This is a genomic window from Methanosphaera sp. (genome assembly GCF_016282985.1).
GTDB lineage: Archaea > Methanobacteriota > Methanobacteria > Methanobacteriales > Methanobacteriaceae > Methanosphaera.
The window spans coordinates 1-17,735 of record NZ_JAEELZ010000013.1 but is presented as its reverse complement, the minus strand read 5'-3'; the positions used below and the strand labels follow the sequence as shown (position 1 = coordinate 17,735).

The window sequence follows — 17,735 nt, the reverse complement described above, 5'->3', positions numbered from 1 at the left end:
TAAAAAACATTTACATTTATCAATTTTCATTGAAAAACAGAGTTATGGTTGATAAAAATCTAAATAATATCTTCTTACATAATACTATTAATTTAAACTATTTTTATGATAAATAACATAATAGATTAATAATGGATTCTTTTAATTAAGATATACAAATTAGAAAAGAACTTAAAATACTTATTAATCATAATAAAGAAGGGAGTTTATGGTAAAAACAGTTGAAGAGATACAATCCAACTTAGATTCTGGGCATGCAGTTGTCTTAACTCCTGATGAATTAAAAACTAAATTTCGTAATGGTGAGGAAGTTAGTGTAAATGATGTTGATGTAGTAACCTGTGGTACAAGTGGGGTAATGAGTGGGACGACAGCACTATTCCACATACCTGTGGCAGAACCGGGTTCATTTAACAAAGCTAAGGAAGTTTACCTTAACGGTATTCCAGCTTATCCTGGACCATGTCCTAATGAATTGTTGGGAACAGTTGATGTAATTCTTTATGGAACAAATCATAGTACAACGATTGAAAATTATGGTGGTGGATTTTTAATCAAAGATTTGATTGAAGGTAAAGAAATAGATGTTAAAGTAATTGATGTTGAAGATAACGAATTCAATACTACAGTTACACTGGAAGATTTACCAACCGCCAGGCTAATTGGAACGCGAAATGCATTCATGAATTACAGTTCATTTACAAATCCTGACAAAGTTTCTGTAAAATCAATTTTTAATGCTGCTCCAATGGAAGGACCTTACAATTCTTTCACTTTCAGTGGATGTGGTGAAATCAATCCATTACAAAACGATCCCGAACAAAAAATTATCACAAAAGGAACAAAAGTATTGTTGAATGGAGCAGAAGGAGTCGTAATAGATAATGGAACCAGAAGTACATCTGAAAAACCTAACCTAATGCTGACGGCAGATATGAAGGATATGAAATCATATTACTGTGGTGGTTTCCAGACAGGTATGGGTCCCGAAATATTTAATTCTGTGGCTATACCAATCCCTGTATTGAATGAAAATATTCTGGAAAATCTTAAAGTTTTAAACAAAGATATATCATTACCTGTTTGTGATATTCATGGAAGACATTTACCAATTGCTACTGTGGATTACACTGTTTGGGAAGATGTAGATTACAGACCAACTACAGAACCAGACATGTGTTTCAATTGTATTCCTTGTTTACCTGCACTTTATTGTCCAACAAATGCATACGATAAAGATACAAAAACAGTTAATTCGGAGTTATGTTTTGGATGTGGTTATTGTTCTATGGTTTGTCCTAGAGGAATTCCAAGTATTAATATGGGAAGTATTTCCATAGAAGCCGAGGGTAAAACTAGAAAAATAGATGTAACTTGTCGTCAATCAGATAAAAAACGAGCTTTGGATATTTCTGAAGAACTAAAAACAAAGATTTTAGATGGTTCATTTAAATTATAACCCTTTTTCTATTATTTTTTCTATTTTCAAAATTTATTAATAAATCAAAATTCATAGTTATATATGTATGATAAGAGCAGTATTTTTTGATATGGATGACACTTTATATGATACTTCGGGATTTGCTGCCATTGCTCGTAGGGCAGCAGTAAAATCTATGGTACATAATGGACTTAAATGTAGTGAAGATGAGGGTTATAGAAGATTAATGGAAATAGTTAAAGAAAAAGGTTCTAATTATGATAAACATTTTAACATTTTGGTTGAAAGAATTAACGGTAATCCTGATCCATTAATTGTTGTAAATGGAATAATTACATATCATAATACAAAATTTGCTATGTTAAAATTAGAACCTGAAACCTTTTCAATTTTACTTTATTTAAAAAGTCAGGGATATAAAGTAGGTTTAATTACAAATGGAAAAGAGTTAAAACAATGGGAAAAACTCGTTCGTTTGGGAATGTATCCTTTCTTTGATGATGTGGTAACAAGCGAATCAGTAGGAATTGAAAAACCAAACCCAGAAATATTCAACATAGCCATGGAAAGACTTGGTGTAACATCAGGTACTTCTCTAATGGTGGGAAACAATTTTGATGCCGATATTTTAGGGGCATGTAATGCAGGAATGCAAAGTATGTTAATAAATTCTAGATTGACTCAAGAACAAAAAGAAACTCTTGAGGAAATGGGTTGTTTATATAATGTAAGAGAAATAAACAACTTACTTGATTTAATGAAAATATTATAATAACAAATTGTATATCATATCCTATTCATAAATAATACTATCTTAAAAAAAGGGAAAAATTTTAATAACGGAGATTAAATTATGGAATTTTTATTATTATATTCTGAAATTATTCCAACAATTCTTGCTATAGCAGGAATATATTTCATTCTAACTGGTGGATTGGATGAAAATAAAACACAATTAATAGTTGGTGTAGGGTTATTTGCCTTTGCGGTAGCAATTCCATTTATTTTGTTATCTATACTCATTTAATTCTTTTTCTATTTTTTCTTTGCTGCTTTTTAATGGACCTTTATTTTCCAATTTGTCTTTGGCAGCAATTGATGCAAATAATCCTGATTCATATATGTTGTTTGATTCTTCTAATTTGGCAATGTATGCTGCTATATAAGTATCCCCTAATCCTGTTGCATCTACTGCGTGGGCTGTTTTTATTGCAGGAATATTATAAATATTATTCTTTGTGTATATTGTTGATCCTTGTTCTGCTTTAGTAATTATTATTTGTTCTAATGTATATTTTTTTAATAATTTTAAAATTAATTCATTATTGATAGTCTTTAAATTAAATGCTTTTTTTGCTTCATTTTCATCTAAACAGATAATGTCTACATTTTTTAAATATTTGTTTTTTTCATTCCAACTTCTTTCAATAACATTATTGTTGTCATCAGTTTTTCTTAAGAACCCCTGTGGAATCAATACATTTCGAATATTGTTTTCTTTAAAATAAGTTATGGTTTCAACAGGTATGTCATATGGGGATAATGGGGATAAAAGTACAGTATTGAAATCATTTAAGTTAACTGTTATGTCTTTTGGTAAAATGGGATTTTTTGGTAAAATTGCTTTTTGTTTTCTATGAAATTTTTCATCATAGATGTTGGTATATTCCATTGTTTTGTCAGTAAACACATAATTAATATCTGCATCAATATCTTCTAAGAATTTAGTGTCCTCATTAGCAATTGAAATAATGGAAGAAACCTTACATTTTAATTGGGTTAATGTTAATGTTTGGTAGAATACTGCTCCACCTATTTGAAAATATTCTTCTTGTGGTGTAATAATATAATCTTTTGTAACGGGACCTATAGCAAGTATTCTTTTATTCATATTTTCACCATTTATATTCTTCAAGCATTAACCCATTATGGAGTATTGTTCCTATTAGGAAATTATTTATGCCTTCTGATTTGTATTGTCTAATACTTTTGTTTGTTAATCCGCCAGCAATAATATGTTGGGTGTATGGGGTCTTTGATATGATGTCTTTGATAAGTATATTCTCATTTCCTTCTTTTGTTCCTACTTGTGAAATGTTTAGTAATATTGTATAGTCTGGTTTAACTTCATTAATTAATGAAATTATGTCTTCCATTTTAATATTAGGATTATTAGTTAGAAGCTCATTATTTTTAATATCAATGCTTATAATTAAATTTTCATGGGGTGTTTCTTTAAATATATTAATGGTGTCTTCTATACTTTCCATTGTTTCAGTAGCCAATATAGAGTATCTACAAATTTTTTTATTAAATTTAATATCATCAATTGAATTTGCACCATTATCTAATATTACTGGGAGAATTTTATTTATCTTTAAGATCAGCTCAGAATTATCTCCTTTATTTTCTATCTTGTCTAAATCAGCGATATAAACACATTTTGCACCAGATTTTTTAAGATTTGTTGTAATTTCAATAGGATTTTCTCCATAAATACTGCTTAATTTTGTATAAGTATCTCTTTTTCCAGATTTTCCACTTACACATTCATTATTTTTTACATCAAATACTGGGATAATCATTTTAATCTAAATTCTTATTTCTTTTGTTAATGTATTCGTCAATGGCATCTAAACTTAAATCTATAGCATTTTGTGCTAAATCTTCAGGTAATTCTGCATCACTATCCAAATCAATGTTGATGTCGATGTCAAAATTATCTTCACCACGTTCTAAATTGATTGTTATATTTATATCTTCAAAATCTTTTTTGTTGACATGTTTTAAAATATATTTTTCACTAGTAGAATATGCTAATTCAATAATGTCTTCAACTTCTTTATCTGTTAATGGAATCAAGTTAAAATCTCCTAAAATTTATAAAATTAGTTTTGTGTAAGGTGGTTAAAAAAAGTTAACAATAGAAATTCAATCTATTGTTGGATTTGGCTCATTGCAGCTTGTAGGCTTGCTTGTAATTCTTCAAGTCTGCTGGAAATACGTTTTTCTTGTTTTTCGATAGTTTTTTGTCTGATTTCAAGCATTTCTATGTTATCTTTTAATTCACTTTCAGTTTCATCTTTTGTTGTTTTAATGAGTAATGGTCCAGCTGTTTTGTAAACTTCTTGGTCCTCACTGGTTTTTGATAATTCGTCTAAAGCTTTTTTAGCTTCGTTAATTTGTAATGAAACTGTTTGTTTTTGCATTGCAATTGATTGAGCTTGTTGTTGTACTTGTTGGAATTGGTTTAATTGTTCTTGAACATTTTGTTGAATATCCATATTATCACCTAATTTTTTTTTATAAATTATATAATTAACGTAAATAGTATTATTTCTATTATAATAATATCTCTTTTTTATCCTTATTAAATTTTTAATATTTCTGTTGATAATTTTATCCATCTGACATATGAATTTATAGAAGCACGTAATGAAACAACATCATAAGAAAATATTTTAATAGTAATTGTATTGTCATTTAACTCAATTTCAGTAGTTGATCTTTCATTACGGGCAAAAGACACTTCTGGTTTAATTGAATTGTATACTATTTCTGCATCATGTGAGTTATCTAACTCAATACTAAAGATAGTTTCAATACTATTTAATATTTTTTCTTTTGACATAATATCACTCTGAAGATTTATCACTTAATTTAAATCCTTTGATGTAAACTTTAAATTTTGTATCTTCACCTTTTTTATCAATAAAACTCGCACTAATGAATTCTTTTTCATTGTCACGGATAATAATGCAGTTTTCTTTAATTTTTTCAGCAGATTTAATTACTTCACATTCTGAAAATAATTCATCAAGATCTGATGATTTGTTGATAATAATAATGTTATCACTCACTGTATTGATTTTATTATTTTCCTGAGGTAATGAAACATTGATATAAATACTGCTTTGAGGATTTTCATCATCTTTTTCTAAATTATAAATGTTGATACTGCTTGGATTTCCTTTAGTTTCAGTAATAATAAACAGTAAACTGTTTTCATATTGTTTTGCTTGGTTAATCACCTTGGAAAAACTAGCTTTTCCTCTGTTAATGTAAACTCCATTAAAATAATGTTTTAAAAATTGAGCAAATCTTCTAGTTATTTGAGATGGTTTTCTACTGGTTGATATAACAAGTTTAGAATTGATTTTGAATAACATATTAATTTCTCTTATGTAAAAATATATAAAAATAGTTAATAAAAAAGGATAAAAGGGAATAATCCCTAATAAAAATAGTAAAAAATACTTATCGTGCTTTAACTGTACGTTTTACTACAGGAACTTCTTTGAATAAAATTCTGTATCTGCATTTAGGACATTTTGATTCGGAATATTTTTTAATATCCACAGTTTGTCCACATTTAATGCATTTGTACATAATTATTCTCCTCCAACGATACGTTTGATATTACGTTTTGCAACTTTTCCCATTGGTGTTGTTGGAATGTATGCTCCACCAGTAAATACGTTACCACATTTTTTACATTTCCAGATACCAGCGTGAGTTCTTTTTACTCCTGGTCTGTCACATCTAGGACAAATGTGTTTTGCGTGCATTTTGTCTTCTATATCTCTGACAGTTCTTTTAGCTTTTCTACCATATCTAGCACCAAAACGTCCAGTAGATCCTACTTTACTTTTTCTTACCATTTTTTCACCTTCCATTAAGTTAATATTGAAAATATTATTTCATCTTTCATAATCTCTGAAATGTTTTGAAGATAATAAACAATATATCGAGTTGAATTCATTAAACAAAAACCTATAAAAATGTTACATGAATTTTACTCTCTTTTGTATTCATTTACTAAAAAAGTAACAACTAACTTGTTGTACTTCAAATAATTAGCTTTAAAAATAATATTATTTCGGAATTAAACAAATAGACACCTAAAATCTATCATCCTTATAATATAACTATATAATATTTTTAAACTTTATCTAATATATACTTATTGATTAATAGTATCAAGTATTGAAAACAACTCTCTACTCATGTTAAATGCAATATTCATGGACTGCATAACTTCTTGTGCAGTAAGTATATTCAAACCACATTTTTGAATAGCGCATAGAGTTCCATCTTCTCTAAAACCGATGGATAAACTGGCATCCATCAAAGTTTCTTCAACATATAACGGATCAACAATCATTTTATCATTTATTTTAACAACAGTACATAAAACACTTCTATTTTTGATAGGTAATTTTGTTAAGTGTTCCGTGTCAATTGAAATTTCATCATTCACAAATTTAATGGCAGGGATTTTTGTTGTTAATAAGGCACTAACTGCAGCTAAACAAGCAGCATCCATTAAATTTCCATCAAAATCTAATATATTTATGTCAATGTGCAACTTCCAAACTTTACTGCCTTCAACAATACATAACTTTTCTAAATCAATTAAAGGAGCTTCTCTTATGGTTCGATCAACAACTCTTGATATTTCTACAGCGAATTTATTTGGGGGTCCATATTCAAAGTGTCTGCTGGCAATAGCAAGTAACTCTGTATTAGTAATGATAATTCCCTTATCTGGTGCATTACTAAAAGGAGTTCCAATCTGTGCTTTAACTCCTGCAAGAACTGTTGTTCCACCAACGGATACCATTGCTGAACCTTCTGCTTTTGAAATGTAATCGGTTCTAATAGTGATATCACGATATTGTATGAAATTCCTTTCATCAATTCTTTGGTCATGATTTAATAAATCAAAAATCCTTTCTTTGGATACTTCTGAGAGAATATTTACCATATTTATTCTCCTCCGTATTTTTTAAGTAATGTTTGTTGTTGTAATTGATTGATGTAATAACATCCATCATAAGCTAGTTGCATTGCTTCTTCAAATTCGGGTACGGATAAATTCCCATCCATCTGTAAAAATGTTATTTCACCTGTTCTGGGCATTATGGCTACGGGCATATCAGCTTGTCCTGTTTGATCTTCTTCTTCTGATAAATCAACAACGATGTGGTTATCCACTTTTCCAACAGCACATGCACTAATCAAATCTTTCATAGGGATTTCAGCATCTGCAAGTGCAAGGCTGGCTCCAACTATACCTAAGCATCTGGTTCCACCTTCAGCTTCTAATACTTCTATAGAAACATCAATTGAACTTCTAGGATATTTTTCCAAGAATATTGCGGGAGTAATTGCTTCAGATATTAATTTTGAGATTTCAGTTGATCTACGATCAGGACCGGGTCTTTTTCGTTCTGTTACAGAGAAAGGAATCATATTGTATTTGCATCTTAATACTGCACCATCAGGTTTTGAATGTTTTTTTGAATATAATTCTTTAGGTCCATATACTCCTACTAATATTTTGTTATTTCCACATTCAATATATGCAGAACCGTCAGCATTATTTAACACACCAATTTCCATCTTCATATTACGTAATGAATTAAATGGTCGTCCATCTTTACGAATAAATTGTTCATTCATGTTTTTGTTCTCCTCATTATAAGTTCATTATCTTTGATTGAACGATTTTAATTAAATTATGTTTAAATGGTTGGTTTTCAATTTCTTCAATAATCTTTAATATTTTGTCAACATTTTCTTTTAAACCATTTATCCAAATTAATCCATTCTTGGCTACTATCATATCTGTACATGTGTATTCTTGAATCATGCTGGTTAAAAAGGCATTTTCTTCACTTAAAAAATGTACAGTGGGTTGTTTTACTCGGACAATAGTACCTTGATTAAATTTACCTAATCCATGTGATCTGATAGTTAACTTAACCCTATTAATTTCATCAACTTGAGCAACTCTGAGTAATAGAATATCTTTAATATTGATTATTTGATTCATATTTTGCTCATTTTTGTCATATAATTCTGAAGTTGATAAATAACCTTGATATGTACTATTAATATTAATAGTCCAGGAAGAATATGATGAACTGGTTACGCGTCCAATAATTAAATCACCATATTTTGGTTTATAAGTATACTTAAAGGGAATAACACTAATAGTATCACTATCTAAGAATACTATTCCAGTCATATTTGAGTATATTTTCCCATCTTCTCTAAAAGTTCCTCTACCTAATGTAAGATTACTATCTGATAATAAATGTCCTGGTAAAACGATTTCTTTGTTATCTACGAACATCATAGTTATCACTTCTTACAATATTTTTAAAGAAGTTTTGTTTCAACTTCACCATGAGTTAAACCACTTAAGTCTGTGTAAAATTTGTCCTGAAGACCCCCAGGAATTTCTACTATACCAATCCAGCTACCGTCATTTTCCCATTCTTCTTTAATTAATTTACCGTATTGTGTTATTAAAGAATAAGATTTGCCTGTATAGGTTCCAGGAATTTTAACAGCAATTTGAACTTTTTCAATTCTAATTGGAATTTTTGTTAAGATAGCTTTAACTGTTGGTTCAATTTGTTCTTCAACAGTTTTCATTGGATCAATATGTACTTTAGCTTCTTCCATAGCTTTTTCAATACGTTTTGGAGGGTGTGGAAGTTTTGTCTGTGGATTAATAGCTTCTTGTGAAATTTTGTTAATTATTTGTTTGGTTTTTTCTTCTTGCATTTTTCTTCTTTGGTTTGCAGTAATCTGTATATTTCCTTTTTTAATTATTATGTCTGCAACTTCCAAAGGATCAGTTGTTTCAAATGCTTTTTGCATATTTTCTTCAGAAGCTTTATCTGCTTTATGGGCATCTTTAAATATTTCTTCAACAGCTAAAACTTTTTCAATTTCTATGTCTTCTCCACGTTTATAGTCTGCAGCTAATTCAGCATCTACTAATATTTCAAATCTTTCACCATAACTTTCTAATCGTGCTATAACTGCATCATCAACATTTACCATTCTATTCACCTATTGTAAATAATAATTCTTAAATTTTTAATTTATTTCTTTTAATCATTTAATAATTTATAAATTATCACAAATAATTATTTTGATGATTTTAAAAAAAAGGCAAATATTTTTGGAAAAAAAACTTATAAAAAATAGTTATTCAAAGATGGTTAAAAAAAGAATGATGAAGTTTATTCTTCATCTTCTGATTCATTTTCTTGATTTTCTGAAGCTTCAGAATTTTCTTCTTCTTCTTTAGCTAATTTTTCTGCTTCTTTTTTAGCTTTTAATTCTGCTTTTCTAGCTTCTTTTTCTTCAGCTTCTTTTTTAGCTTGTTCTTCAGCTTCTTTCTTTTCCTGTTCTTTACGTTCAAGAACTTTATTTAAATAAACATCAATCTCTTCTGAATCTAATTTCCTGTATTGGGCAGTTTCTTTATCAACAATGGATATTTCAACACTATCATCTGCTACTTTGCCGTCAGTTGCTTTGTAAATACCTTCAATAGCTAAATCAATAGCTTCATCAAGAGATAATTCATCATTATATTTTTCTTCAAAAAATTCTAATGCTTTTTCTCTTCCAAATCCTATTGCTGTTGCTTTGTATTCTACTAAAGCACCACTTGGGTCTGTTTCATATACTCTACATTCGTTATCAGATACTCCTCCGATAATTAATGAAATACCGAACGGTCTTATTCCACCACTTTGGGTGTACATCTGTTCTAAGTCACCAATGTATTTTGCAAGACCGGTTACTGATATAGGTTCATGGTATTGTAATTTGTTTACTTGTGCTTGTCTTCTTGCAATATCCACTAATCTTCTAGCATCTGCTACTAATCCGCTGGATGCAGTACCTATGTGTTCGTCTATTTTGAAAATTTTTTCTATTGAAGTTGGTACTACTAATTTACTTTTTACTTTTTTATCAACTGCAAAGATAACACCATCTTTAGACACAATACCTACTGATGTTGTACCTCTTTTTACTGCTTCTCTTGCATATTCAATCTGGAATAAACGTCCATCAGGGCTAAATACGGTTAGTGCTCTATCATATCCTTGACTTGAAAATTGTTGCATTATTTTACCTCACTAAATTTTTTCTTTAAATAATTATAGTAATTAATTTTTTTTATTTTTCATTTTTTTATTATAATAATTATTATTACCTTATGTTATTAATATATTTTTTTCTATATCTTCTTTTTATAGTTAATTTTTATTATACTTTATACTTTTGATAAAAAATTTTATTCAAAAAAAAATGGATATATATTTAAAAAAAAGATATATTAATATTCAGGATATTTTATCTGATAATTATTTAATGTAATTGATTGAATGGGGGTGAAAAAAAATGCAAATGAAACATGTGTTAATATTTTTATTTTTAATGTTGTTAACATTAGGTTGTGTTAGTGCAGAAAATCAGACGGATGAAGTAGATAATTCAGAATTACCTGTTTTACAAGATGATTTTGATGATACTGTCATTGGGTTTGAAAGTGAAACAGTTTTTACTAAAAATTCATCAAAAGAAGATGTTAAAGAATTTGAAAATATTCGAAAAAACAATAAATTGTCATTGAATCCTATTTCAGATATAAAAATTGGTGAAAACATTTCTGTTTCAGGTAAATATGAAGATATTGAAGGGAATGCAATAGCTAATTCCATAGTGGATTTAAGGTTTTATTCTTTACCTTATGGATCTAAAAAATTGGAAAGCAGTGTTATTAACAATACTACAACAAACGATGAAGGAATCTATAATTTCACATTCACACCTGACATCGCAGGAAAATTATTTGTTGAAGTAGATGCTAAAGGAATTGAAAATCCATATGCAAAAAATAGTACTTCAATATATGTATGGCCTAAAAATACAACTGTTACTTTATCCAATATAACCTTTGATACTGACAATGTTGTATTAAAAGGTATGTTAATCGATGAAGATAAGAATGTATTGAGATATACTAGTGTAGGAGTACTTTTAGGGCAATATGTTTATGGGGATTATGATGAAAATCGAAATCTAAAATACACAAACATTTCCAAAAGTTATATTAGAACAGATAAAAATGGATTTTATACTTTTAATTATAAACCAACAAATGGTGGAAGATTAAATATTAGTCTTTATTATCCTGGCTATGGGAATTATAGATTTACAGAAACAATCTTAATGCCTTATATCTTGCCTAAATCTACAGTAGTTTCTTTAGATACTTTACCTTCAAGAATAGAAAATTATGATAGTTTTAATATTTCAGGTAAATTAACAGACATTGATGGAAAAGTTTTAAAATATACAACTATTGGAATATTGGTTGGTAAAATGCCATATGATGATTTAATCAATAATTACATTTCAAAGGAATATGTTAGAACTGATCAATATGGTAACTTTAAATATCAAGTATGTCCTCAAAATGCAGGAGATTTATATATCACAGTGTATTATCCGGGATATCGTTATTACAGATTTAATCATACAGATGCTCATGTTAAAATAACTGGAGATCTATTTGTTGAATTTGATTTAATAGATGATATTAAATTAGGTGAAGGAATAACTCTTAAAGGTAAGCTATTATTTGAAAATGGTGATGTATTATCCAATGAAAATGTCCATGCCCATTGTTCTCCTGATCGTGGTTATTATTATTCAAGTGCTTATGGTGAAGCAACTACTAATTCTAATGGGGAATTTGTGATATTGTGGTTAGAAGAAACATTCGATAATAAAACAACATATTATAAAGAACCATCAATACTATTTTATCCACCTAAAATAGGAGATTATGAATATCTAATTACAGCTGAAAAATATTCTGTATATTATAGTAATGGTTTTCCTTCATTTAAAGTAAGCTATTAGCAATTCACTTTAAATATAATGATAAAACCTCTTTTTTTATTTTTTTCAATTAAAAACTAGTTTTGATTATTTTAATAAAAATGGTGGGGAAAAAGAAGTTATTATTCTATAAATTTTTGTGCATAGTCTATTACATTATCCACAAATTTATTGCTACTTCCGAGGTAAGTGTGTGGATCTAATGTTTCGTCAATTTCTTCTAAACTCATGTATTTAAGAATTTCTTCTTGTTTGGAAACCATTTCACGTAAACCTGTATTTTCAGCATAAGCATCCATGGCACAACGTCTTACAAGTGCATAAGCACTTTGTCTTCCCATTCCTTTTTGTGTAAGTTTGGACATGAATCTTTCAGCCATGACTAATCCGTTACTTGCATTTAAATTACGTTCAATGTTTTCTTCATAGAAATCAAGTTTAGAGAATAATTTGATTGATAAGTTAAGAATGTAATCTGTTAAGATTGCAGATTCTGGTAAAATAATTCTTTCACAAGAAGAATTGGTTAAGTCACGTTCATGCCAAAGTGGGTTGTTTTGTAATGCAGCGTTAACATATGATTTAACAACTCTTGCAACACCACAAATTCTTTCTCCAGTAATAGGATTTCTTTTATGTGGCATAGTACTACTTCCCATTTGTTTTTCAGGGTCGAATTTTTCTCCAACTTCTGAAAGTTCTGTTCTTTGTAAGTTACGAACTTCTAATGCCATTTTTTCAAGTGTGCTGCATAAGTTTGCAAGTGTCATCACGTATTCTGCATGATTATCTCTTTGTACAACTTGGTTTGAAATATGTACTGGGTTTAATCCTAATATTTCAGATACTCTCATGTGAATATCGTAACCTGTTTCACCTAAAGCTGCAGTAGTACCAACTGCACCTGTCATCATTCCAACACAAACATGTTCTTTTGTTAGGTCAAGTCTTTCAAGTTGACGTGTTAATTCATCAATGTAAATTGCAAATTTCATACCATAAGTTGTAGGTAATGCGTGTTGTCCATGAGTACGGCCAATTGTAACAGTATTTTTATGTTCTTGTGATAAATCTATTAAAATTTTAATTAATTTGATGATTTTTTCTCTAATTATTTCTATTGAATCTTTTAGTTGTAATGATTGTGAAGAGTCTATAATATCATTACTTGTTGATCCATAGTGAACATATTCTCCGGCACCATTATCACATACTTCTTCAAGTGCTTTCATTAATGCACCGATATCATGATTTGTTGCTCTTTCAATTTCGTCCACTCTTTCTTGTTTCACGTATTCGGTTGTAGCTTTTTTATTGATTTCATCTGCTGCTTCTTTAGGTATAAGTCCTATTTCACCTTCAGCTTTAGCAAGTGCAGCTTCAACTTTTAACATATTTTGTAATTTTGATTCCTGTTCCCATACTGCCTTCATTTCAGGAGTACCGTAACGGAATTCTATTGGATGTATTGCCATAATAATCAATTTAATAATTTTGTTTATAATAATTAATTAGAAAAAATTATTCTTTGTTATTACTTCTTTTATTTTTTAAAATTAATAAAAATTTTTAAATCGGAAGTATATTTCCGTTACAAATATAACTTTTGTTAAAAAAAGCACTACTTTTTAATTATTTTTTCTATTTTTTATGATTCTGTACTGTAAAAAATCTAAATATTTTAAATACTTCTTGTACACTGTTTATTACATAATTTGAAAATTTTTCAGTATATATTTATATGTAGTTGAACAAATACACAAAATAATAAGATTTTTAATAAAAAAATTGAACATTTGGAGAAATAAATATGGTTGCTTTTGAAAGAATAAAATGTGGTATTGAACAATTAGATGAAACATTAGATAATATCCGATTAGGAGATAATGTGGTATGGCAAGTATCAAATCTTAAAGAATTTTCATACTTTGCAGAACCTTTTATCAAACAGGCACTAGAAGACAAGAGAAATTTAGTATATATAAACTTTGGACTACATGAACCATTAATACCATTAACAGATGAAGATTTAAATGAACTGGAAGAAGAAAGGAACAACCAAGAAACAGAATTTTCAATGATAGAAAGAAATGGGATAAAAATATACAAAGTAGATCCAATGGAACAATTCGAATCATTTACACTAGAAGTACATAATATAATTACTAAAGAAGGATTTGATGCATTCTATGTATTCGATTGTTTATCTGACTTACAATCAATATGGTCAACTGATTTAATGATGGGAAATTTCTTTAGAGTAACCTGTCCATATTTATTTATATTAGATACAGTAGCATATTTCCCAGTATTAAGAGGAAAACATTCTTTCGAAGCAATAGCTAAAATTAGGGAAACAACACAATTATTCCTGGATATTTACTCCAAGGATGAAGATGTATATGTACATCCATTAAAAGTATGGAACCGGTATTCAAAAGAGATGTTCTTGGGACACAAATTCAATCCAAAAACAAACAATGTGACCGCATTAACTGATGGTATGGAAGTAAGTAACTTTTATAAAGTCATAAACTCAAGTAATAGAAATGAACAAAACACTGATAGTTGGGAAAGATTCTTCACAGCAACTAAACTTCTACATGACACGGGAATTGATGTTTCAGATAAATGTGACTTGATGTGTAATATGATGATGGCAAAAGACAAAAAAGTATCCGAAAAAATTAAAGAATATTTTGAATATGAAGATTACATTGCTATATATGACAGATTAGTGGGAAGTGGGATGATTGGAGGAAAAGCTTGTGGAATGTTACTGGCACGAAAAATTATAGAAAAAGACAGACCGGATATTTTTGAAAAATTTGAACCGGATGATTCTTATTATATAGGTTCCGACTTATTTTACACATACATAGTATCAAATGATTTGTGGAATATCAGGGTAAGACAAAGAACTAAAGAAGGATATTATGAAGCAGGTAAGGAATTGGAGGAAGGATTAAAAAATGGAACTTTTTCTGATGATATTAAAGATGAATTCAGGAGAATATTGGATTATTATGGACAAAGTCCAATAATTGTTCGTTCAAGTAGTTTACTTGAAGATGGTTTTGGAAATGCTTTTGCAGGAAAATATGAATCAGTATTCTGTGTAAATCAAGGAAACATAGAAGACAGATTAGAAGCCTTTGAAGAAGCTGTAAAAACAGTATATGCAAGTATGATGAACATTTCCGCACTGGAATATAGGGTATTAAATGACTTGGATGATAAGGATGAGCAAATGGGATTACTTGTACAAAGGGTGTCCGGTTCCTATTATGGTGACTATTTCTTCCCAACAATGGCAGGAGTAGGATTTTCATACAGCCCCTACTTACCAACATCTAAAATAGAACAAAACAGGGGGATGTTAAGATTGGTTATGGGGTTAGGAACAAAAGCAGTGGACAGAACCCAAAATGATTACCCACGAATAATAAATTTAAATCGTCCTAAGGCAATTGACCATCCTGATGTGGCTGAACGACACAGATATTCCCAACATTCACTGGACATACTTGACATTAAAAATATATCAATTCATGAAATACCTGTAGATGAAGGTTTAAAAGTATTGCCACGTTATGGTAGAAAAAATGTTGTAGAGCATGATATTGATGCAGAGCAGAGACTCCGAGAAAGAGGACAGAATAGGGAAGTGGTATTTGTAAACTGTAATGGAATAGTACACAATGATACTTTTATCGAAATGATGAAAGAATTATTAAATACTCTTGAAACGGCATATGATTATCATGTAGATATAGAATATACTGTAAATATAGGTCCGGATAATACTTTTGTCGTAAATTTATTGCAATGTAGACCACTGCAAATATCCACAACCAAAAAAGTGATAGAAATTCCTACAGATGTTGGTGAAACTTATTTCCATATTACTAATTCATCAATGGGACGTTCTCGTAAGGAAGATATAGAAACATTGGTTTATGTTGATCCTCATGATTATTATGAATATCCATATGCTAAAAAAAGTTCTATAGCTAGAATAATCGGACAAATCAATGAATACTGTAAAGAAGGAAATAAAAATTCAATGTTAATAGTACCTGGTAGAATAGGAACATCCTCTCCGGAATTGGGAATACCAGTATCCTTTGCAGAAATAAGTCAATTCTTGGCAATACTTGAAGAATCCTATAGTCAGGTAGGATATATGCCGGAATTATCCTTTGGAAGTCATATGTTCCAGGATTTGGTAGAAGCGGATATATATTATGGAGCAATTTTTGAAAATGAACAAAGATTGGTATTTGATAAAGATTTGATAAAAGGTTATCCTAATAAATTATATGATATTAACTCTCAGTTAGATGAAGAATTGTATGATATGATTCACGTAATTGAATTTAATGATCAAAAATTGGAATTTTATCATGATATGAAAAAAGATGAAAGTAAATGTATTTTGATAAAATAATTTTTTTTTGATGAATAATCGGGTAATGTTCTTCGTTATTTATTAAATGTTGTGTGGTGATAAATATGTTGAAGATCAGCATAATTGGGGCTTCAGGTACTATTGGGAAAAATGTTGCATTTAATTTAGCAAAAAATGATGTCATTGATGAAATTGTACTTTATTCAAGGGAACATAATCATGAAAAAGTTATAGGTGAAGTACTGGATATTTATGATGCACTTGTTGCGGAAAATATTGAAAGTATGTTAATTCCATCATCTGACATTAAAGATATAGCAGGTTCGGATATTGTTCTTGTTACAGCAGGTATTCCAAAAAAAGAGAGTTCCACACGACTAAATTTAGCACAAACAAATTCTAAGATAATTAAAAAATATTCTATGGATATTGCAAAGTATGCTCCTAATTCAATTATATTAATAGTTACCAATCCAGTTGATGTGATGACTTCAATTGCATTAGAATATTCTGGATTTGAAAAAACCAAGGTAATTGGTTTGGGAAATCATTTGGATTCACTTAGACTTAAAACAATTTTAGCAAAACATTTCAATATTAATAGTGGAGAAATCCATACGAGAGTTATAGGTGAACATGGTGAACATATGGTTCCTCTTTTAAGTTCAACTACTATAGGTGGGATTCCATTAAAATATTTTGTTAATCATAATAAGTTGGATGTTGATGAACTGGTAATTGAACTAAACAATGCTGCAGAGGAGATTATATCTAAAAAGGGATTTACAGAATATGGTCCCTCTTATGCTATAGGTAACCTTATTTCTACAATTGTCACTGACAGTAGAAAAATATTAACAGTGAGTACTTACCTTGATGGTGAAGTGGAGGGTGTAACTGGTGTTTCGTTAGGTGTTCCAGTAATTCTTTCTAAAAAAGGTATTGAACGTATTGTTCCGGTTCGTATGAAAGATTATGAAAAATCAGAATTCTTGGAGGCTGCTAAAGTTGTGAAAGAATGTACATATAAAATTAGAAAGTTTTTGGGAGATTATTAATTATTTTTTAAAAATAGTTAAATGAGTTCATATTTCTTGTTTAAAGATTTTATTGTTCCGGATGTTCCTATGGTGTGAATTACTATGCGATTTTTTTTATATT

20 protein-coding genes are annotated in these 17,735 nt (G+C 29.1%); 5 read left to right on the top strand and 15 right to left on the bottom strand.

The features are described 5' to 3' along the window. Nucleotides 1–208: 208 nt before the first annotated feature. Together QZZ11_RS00895 and QZZ11_RS00890 are read left to right on the top strand one after the other, a co-directional pair. The gene (locus tag QZZ11_RS00895) at nt 209–1,459 is read left to right on the top strand and encodes a methanogenesis marker 16 metalloprotein (protein WP_292472667.1); all 1,251 of its coding nucleotides are present in this window, start codon (nt 209–211) and stop codon (nt 1,457–1,459) included. Between the two features lie 67 nt (nt 1,460–1,526). Beyond that, nucleotides 1,527–2,213, top strand: coding sequence for a TIGR02253 family HAD-type hydrolase (locus QZZ11_RS00890; protein WP_292472666.1), 687 nt, complete (start codon nt 1,527–1,529; stop codon nt 2,211–2,213). Between the two features lie 74 nt (nt 2,214–2,287). On the opposite strand, the gene QZZ11_RS00885 is transcribed toward QZZ11_RS00890, so the two are convergent. From QZZ11_RS00885 to psmA, 14 genes are all read right to left on the bottom strand, one after another. After that, the gene (locus tag QZZ11_RS00885) at nt 2,288–2,464 is read right to left on the bottom strand and encodes a hypothetical protein (RefSeq protein ID WP_292472665.1); all 177 of its coding nucleotides are present in this window, start codon (nt 2,462–2,464) and stop codon (nt 2,288–2,290) included. Then, nucleotides 2,451–3,332, bottom strand: a complete 882-nt coding sequence (locus QZZ11_RS00880) for a PfkB family carbohydrate kinase (protein ID WP_292472664.1) — start codon at nt 3,330–3,332, stop codon at nt 2,451–2,453. Before QZZ11_RS00880 ends, QZZ11_RS00885 begins: the two co-directional genes overlap by 14 nt. A gap of 4 nt (nt 3,333–3,336) precedes the next feature. After that, nucleotides 3,337–4,026, bottom strand: a complete 690-nt coding sequence (locus tag QZZ11_RS00875) for a HisA/HisF-related TIM barrel protein (protein WP_292472662.1) — start codon at nt 4,024–4,026, stop codon at nt 3,337–3,339. A gap of 1 nt (nt 4,027) precedes the next feature. Then, a complete protein-coding gene (locus QZZ11_RS00870; RefSeq protein WP_292472660.1) occupies nt 4,028–4,303 on the bottom strand; it encodes a DUF3194 domain-containing protein in 276 nt (91 codons plus the stop codon). A gap of 74 nt (nt 4,304–4,377) precedes the next feature. Next, nucleotides 4,378–4,725 (bottom strand): prefoldin subunit beta, encoded by a 348-nt coding sequence (locus QZZ11_RS00865; RefSeq protein ID WP_292472659.1) that lies wholly within the window; start codon nt 4,723–4,725, stop codon nt 4,378–4,380. An 86-nt stretch (nt 4,726–4,811) separates the two neighbouring features. Next, nucleotides 4,812–5,072 (bottom strand): KEOPS complex subunit Pcc1, encoded by a 261-nt coding sequence (locus tag QZZ11_RS00860; RefSeq protein ID WP_292472657.1) that lies wholly within the window; start codon nt 5,070–5,072, stop codon nt 4,812–4,814. A 4-nt stretch (nt 5,073–5,076) separates the two neighbouring features. Next, entirely contained in the window at nt 5,077–5,610 is a 534-nt protein-coding gene (locus QZZ11_RS00855) for a hypothetical protein (RefSeq protein WP_292472655.1), read from the bottom strand. Between the two features lie 88 nt (nt 5,611–5,698). Then, the gene (locus tag QZZ11_RS00850; protein WP_112124895.1) at nt 5,699–5,830 is read right to left on the bottom strand and encodes a DNA-directed RNA polymerase subunit P; all 132 of its coding nucleotides are present in this window, start codon (nt 5,828–5,830) and stop codon (nt 5,699–5,701) included. A 2-nt stretch (nt 5,831–5,832) separates the two neighbouring features. After that, the gene (gene rpl37A / locus QZZ11_RS00845) at nt 5,833–6,102 is read right to left on the bottom strand and encodes a 50S ribosomal protein L37Ae (RefSeq protein WP_292472649.1); all 270 of its coding nucleotides are present in this window, start codon (nt 6,100–6,102) and stop codon (nt 5,833–5,835) included. A gap of 302 nt (nt 6,103–6,404) precedes the next feature. Beyond that, the gene (rrp42, locus tag QZZ11_RS00840) at nt 6,405–7,208 is read right to left on the bottom strand and encodes an exosome complex protein Rrp42 (protein WP_292472647.1); all 804 of its coding nucleotides are present in this window, start codon (nt 7,206–7,208) and stop codon (nt 6,405–6,407) included. Between the two features lie 2 nt (nt 7,209–7,210). After that, nucleotides 7,211–7,906, bottom strand: a complete 696-nt coding sequence (gene rrp41, locus QZZ11_RS00835; protein ID WP_292472645.1) for an exosome complex exonuclease Rrp41 — start codon at nt 7,904–7,906, stop codon at nt 7,211–7,213. A 16-nt stretch (nt 7,907–7,922) separates the two neighbouring features. Next, nucleotides 7,923–8,585, bottom strand: coding sequence for an exosome complex protein Rrp4 (locus tag QZZ11_RS00830; protein ID WP_292472643.1), 663 nt, complete (start codon nt 8,583–8,585; stop codon nt 7,923–7,925). A 23-nt stretch (nt 8,586–8,608) separates the two neighbouring features. Further along, nucleotides 8,609–9,301, bottom strand: coding sequence for a ribosome assembly factor SBDS (locus QZZ11_RS00825; RefSeq protein WP_292472641.1), 693 nt, complete (start codon nt 9,299–9,301; stop codon nt 8,609–8,611). Between the two features lie 182 nt (nt 9,302–9,483). Beyond that, nucleotides 9,484–10,380: an archaeal proteasome endopeptidase complex subunit alpha gene (psmA, locus tag QZZ11_RS00820; RefSeq protein WP_292472639.1), complete on the bottom strand. Its 897-nt coding sequence runs from the start codon at nt 10,378–10,380 to the stop codon at nt 9,484–9,486. 277 nt (nt 10,381–10,657) lie between these two features. Here psmA and QZZ11_RS00815 point away from each other — a divergent pair, with 277 nt between their 5' ends. Beyond that, nucleotides 10,658–12,184, top strand: coding sequence for a hypothetical protein (locus QZZ11_RS00815; RefSeq protein ID WP_292472638.1), 1,527 nt, complete (start codon nt 10,658–10,660; stop codon nt 12,182–12,184). 101 nt (nt 12,185–12,285) lie between these two features. Here the strand turns inward: QZZ11_RS00815 and purB are convergent, their stop codons facing one another. Next, nucleotides 12,286–13,638, bottom strand: a complete 1,353-nt coding sequence (gene purB, locus QZZ11_RS00810) for an adenylosuccinate lyase (protein WP_292472636.1) — start codon at nt 13,636–13,638, stop codon at nt 12,286–12,288. A gap of 335 nt (nt 13,639–13,973) precedes the next feature. Between purB and QZZ11_RS00805 the strand changes: the two genes are divergently transcribed. Both QZZ11_RS00805 and QZZ11_RS00800 read left to right on the top strand, forming a co-directional pair. Then, nucleotides 13,974–16,613 carry a PEP/pyruvate-binding domain-containing protein gene (locus QZZ11_RS00805; protein WP_292472634.1) on the top strand — a complete coding sequence of 880 codons (2,640 nt, stop codon included), beginning with the start codon at nt 13,974–13,976 and terminating at the stop codon, nt 16,611–16,613. A 68-nt stretch (nt 16,614–16,681) separates the two neighbouring features. Then, the gene (locus QZZ11_RS00800) at nt 16,682–17,632 is read left to right on the top strand and encodes a malate dehydrogenase (RefSeq protein ID WP_292472668.1); all 951 of its coding nucleotides are present in this window, start codon (nt 16,682–16,684) and stop codon (nt 17,630–17,632) included. Nucleotides 17,633–17,735: the final 103 nt, after the last annotated feature.

What these genes read in the sequence shown, in the direction of transcription:
- QZZ11_RS00895 (WP_292472667.1), top strand. Translation starts at nt 209, where the DNA reads ATGGTAAAAACAGTTGAAGAGATACAATCCAACTTAGATTCTGGGCAT.
- QZZ11_RS00890 (WP_292472666.1), top strand. Translation starts at nt 1,527, where the DNA reads ATGATAAGAGCAGTATTTTTTGATATGGATGACACTTTATATGATACT.
- QZZ11_RS00885 (WP_292472665.1), bottom strand. Translation starts at nt 2,464, where the DNA reads ATGAGTATAGATAACAAAATAAATGGAATTGCTACCGCAAAGGCAAAT.
- QZZ11_RS00880 (WP_292472664.1), bottom strand. Translation starts at nt 3,332, where the DNA reads ATGAATAAAAGAATACTTGCTATAGGTCCCGTTACAAAAGATTATATT.
- QZZ11_RS00875 (WP_292472662.1), bottom strand. Translation starts at nt 4,026, where the DNA reads ATGATTATCCCAGTATTTGATGTAAAAAATAATGAATGTGTAAGTGGA.
- QZZ11_RS00865 (WP_292472659.1), bottom strand. Translation starts at nt 4,725, where the DNA reads ATGGATATTCAACAAAATGTTCAAGAACAATTAAACCAATTCCAACAA.
- QZZ11_RS00860 (WP_292472657.1), bottom strand. Translation starts at nt 5,072, where the DNA reads ATGTCAAAAGAAAAAATATTAAATAGTATTGAAACTATCTTTAGTATT.
- QZZ11_RS00855 (WP_292472655.1), bottom strand. Translation starts at nt 5,610, where the DNA reads ATGTTATTCAAAATCAATTCTAAACTTGTTATATCAACCAGTAGAAAA.
- QZZ11_RS00850 (WP_112124895.1), bottom strand. Translation starts at nt 5,830, where the DNA reads ATGTACAAATGCATTAAATGTGGACAAACTGTGGATATTAAAAAATAT.
- rpl37A (WP_292472649.1), bottom strand. Translation starts at nt 6,102, where the DNA reads ATGGTAAGAAAAAGTAAAGTAGGATCTACTGGACGTTTTGGTGCTAGA.
- rrp42 (WP_292472647.1), bottom strand. Translation starts at nt 7,208, where the DNA reads ATGGTAAATATTCTCTCAGAAGTATCCAAAGAAAGGATTTTTGATTTA.
- rrp41 (WP_292472645.1), bottom strand. Translation starts at nt 7,906, where the DNA reads ATGAATGAACAATTTATTCGTAAAGATGGACGACCATTTAATTCATTA.
- QZZ11_RS00830 (WP_292472643.1), bottom strand. Translation starts at nt 8,585, where the DNA reads ATGATGTTCGTAGATAACAAAGAAATCGTTTTACCAGGACATTTATTA.
- QZZ11_RS00825 (WP_292472641.1), bottom strand. Translation starts at nt 9,301, where the DNA reads ATGGTAAATGTTGATGATGCAGTTATAGCACGATTAGAAAGTTATGGT.
- psmA (WP_292472639.1), bottom strand. Translation starts at nt 10,380, where the DNA reads ATGCAACAATTTTCAAGTCAAGGATATGATAGAGCACTAACCGTATTT.
- QZZ11_RS00815 (WP_292472638.1), top strand. Translation starts at nt 10,658, where the DNA reads ATGCAAATGAAACATGTGTTAATATTTTTATTTTTAATGTTGTTAACA.
- purB (WP_292472636.1), bottom strand. Translation starts at nt 13,638, where the DNA reads ATGGCAATACATCCAATAGAATTCCGTTACGGTACTCCTGAAATGAAG.
- QZZ11_RS00805 (WP_292472634.1), top strand. Translation starts at nt 13,974, where the DNA reads ATGGTTGCTTTTGAAAGAATAAAATGTGGTATTGAACAATTAGATGAA.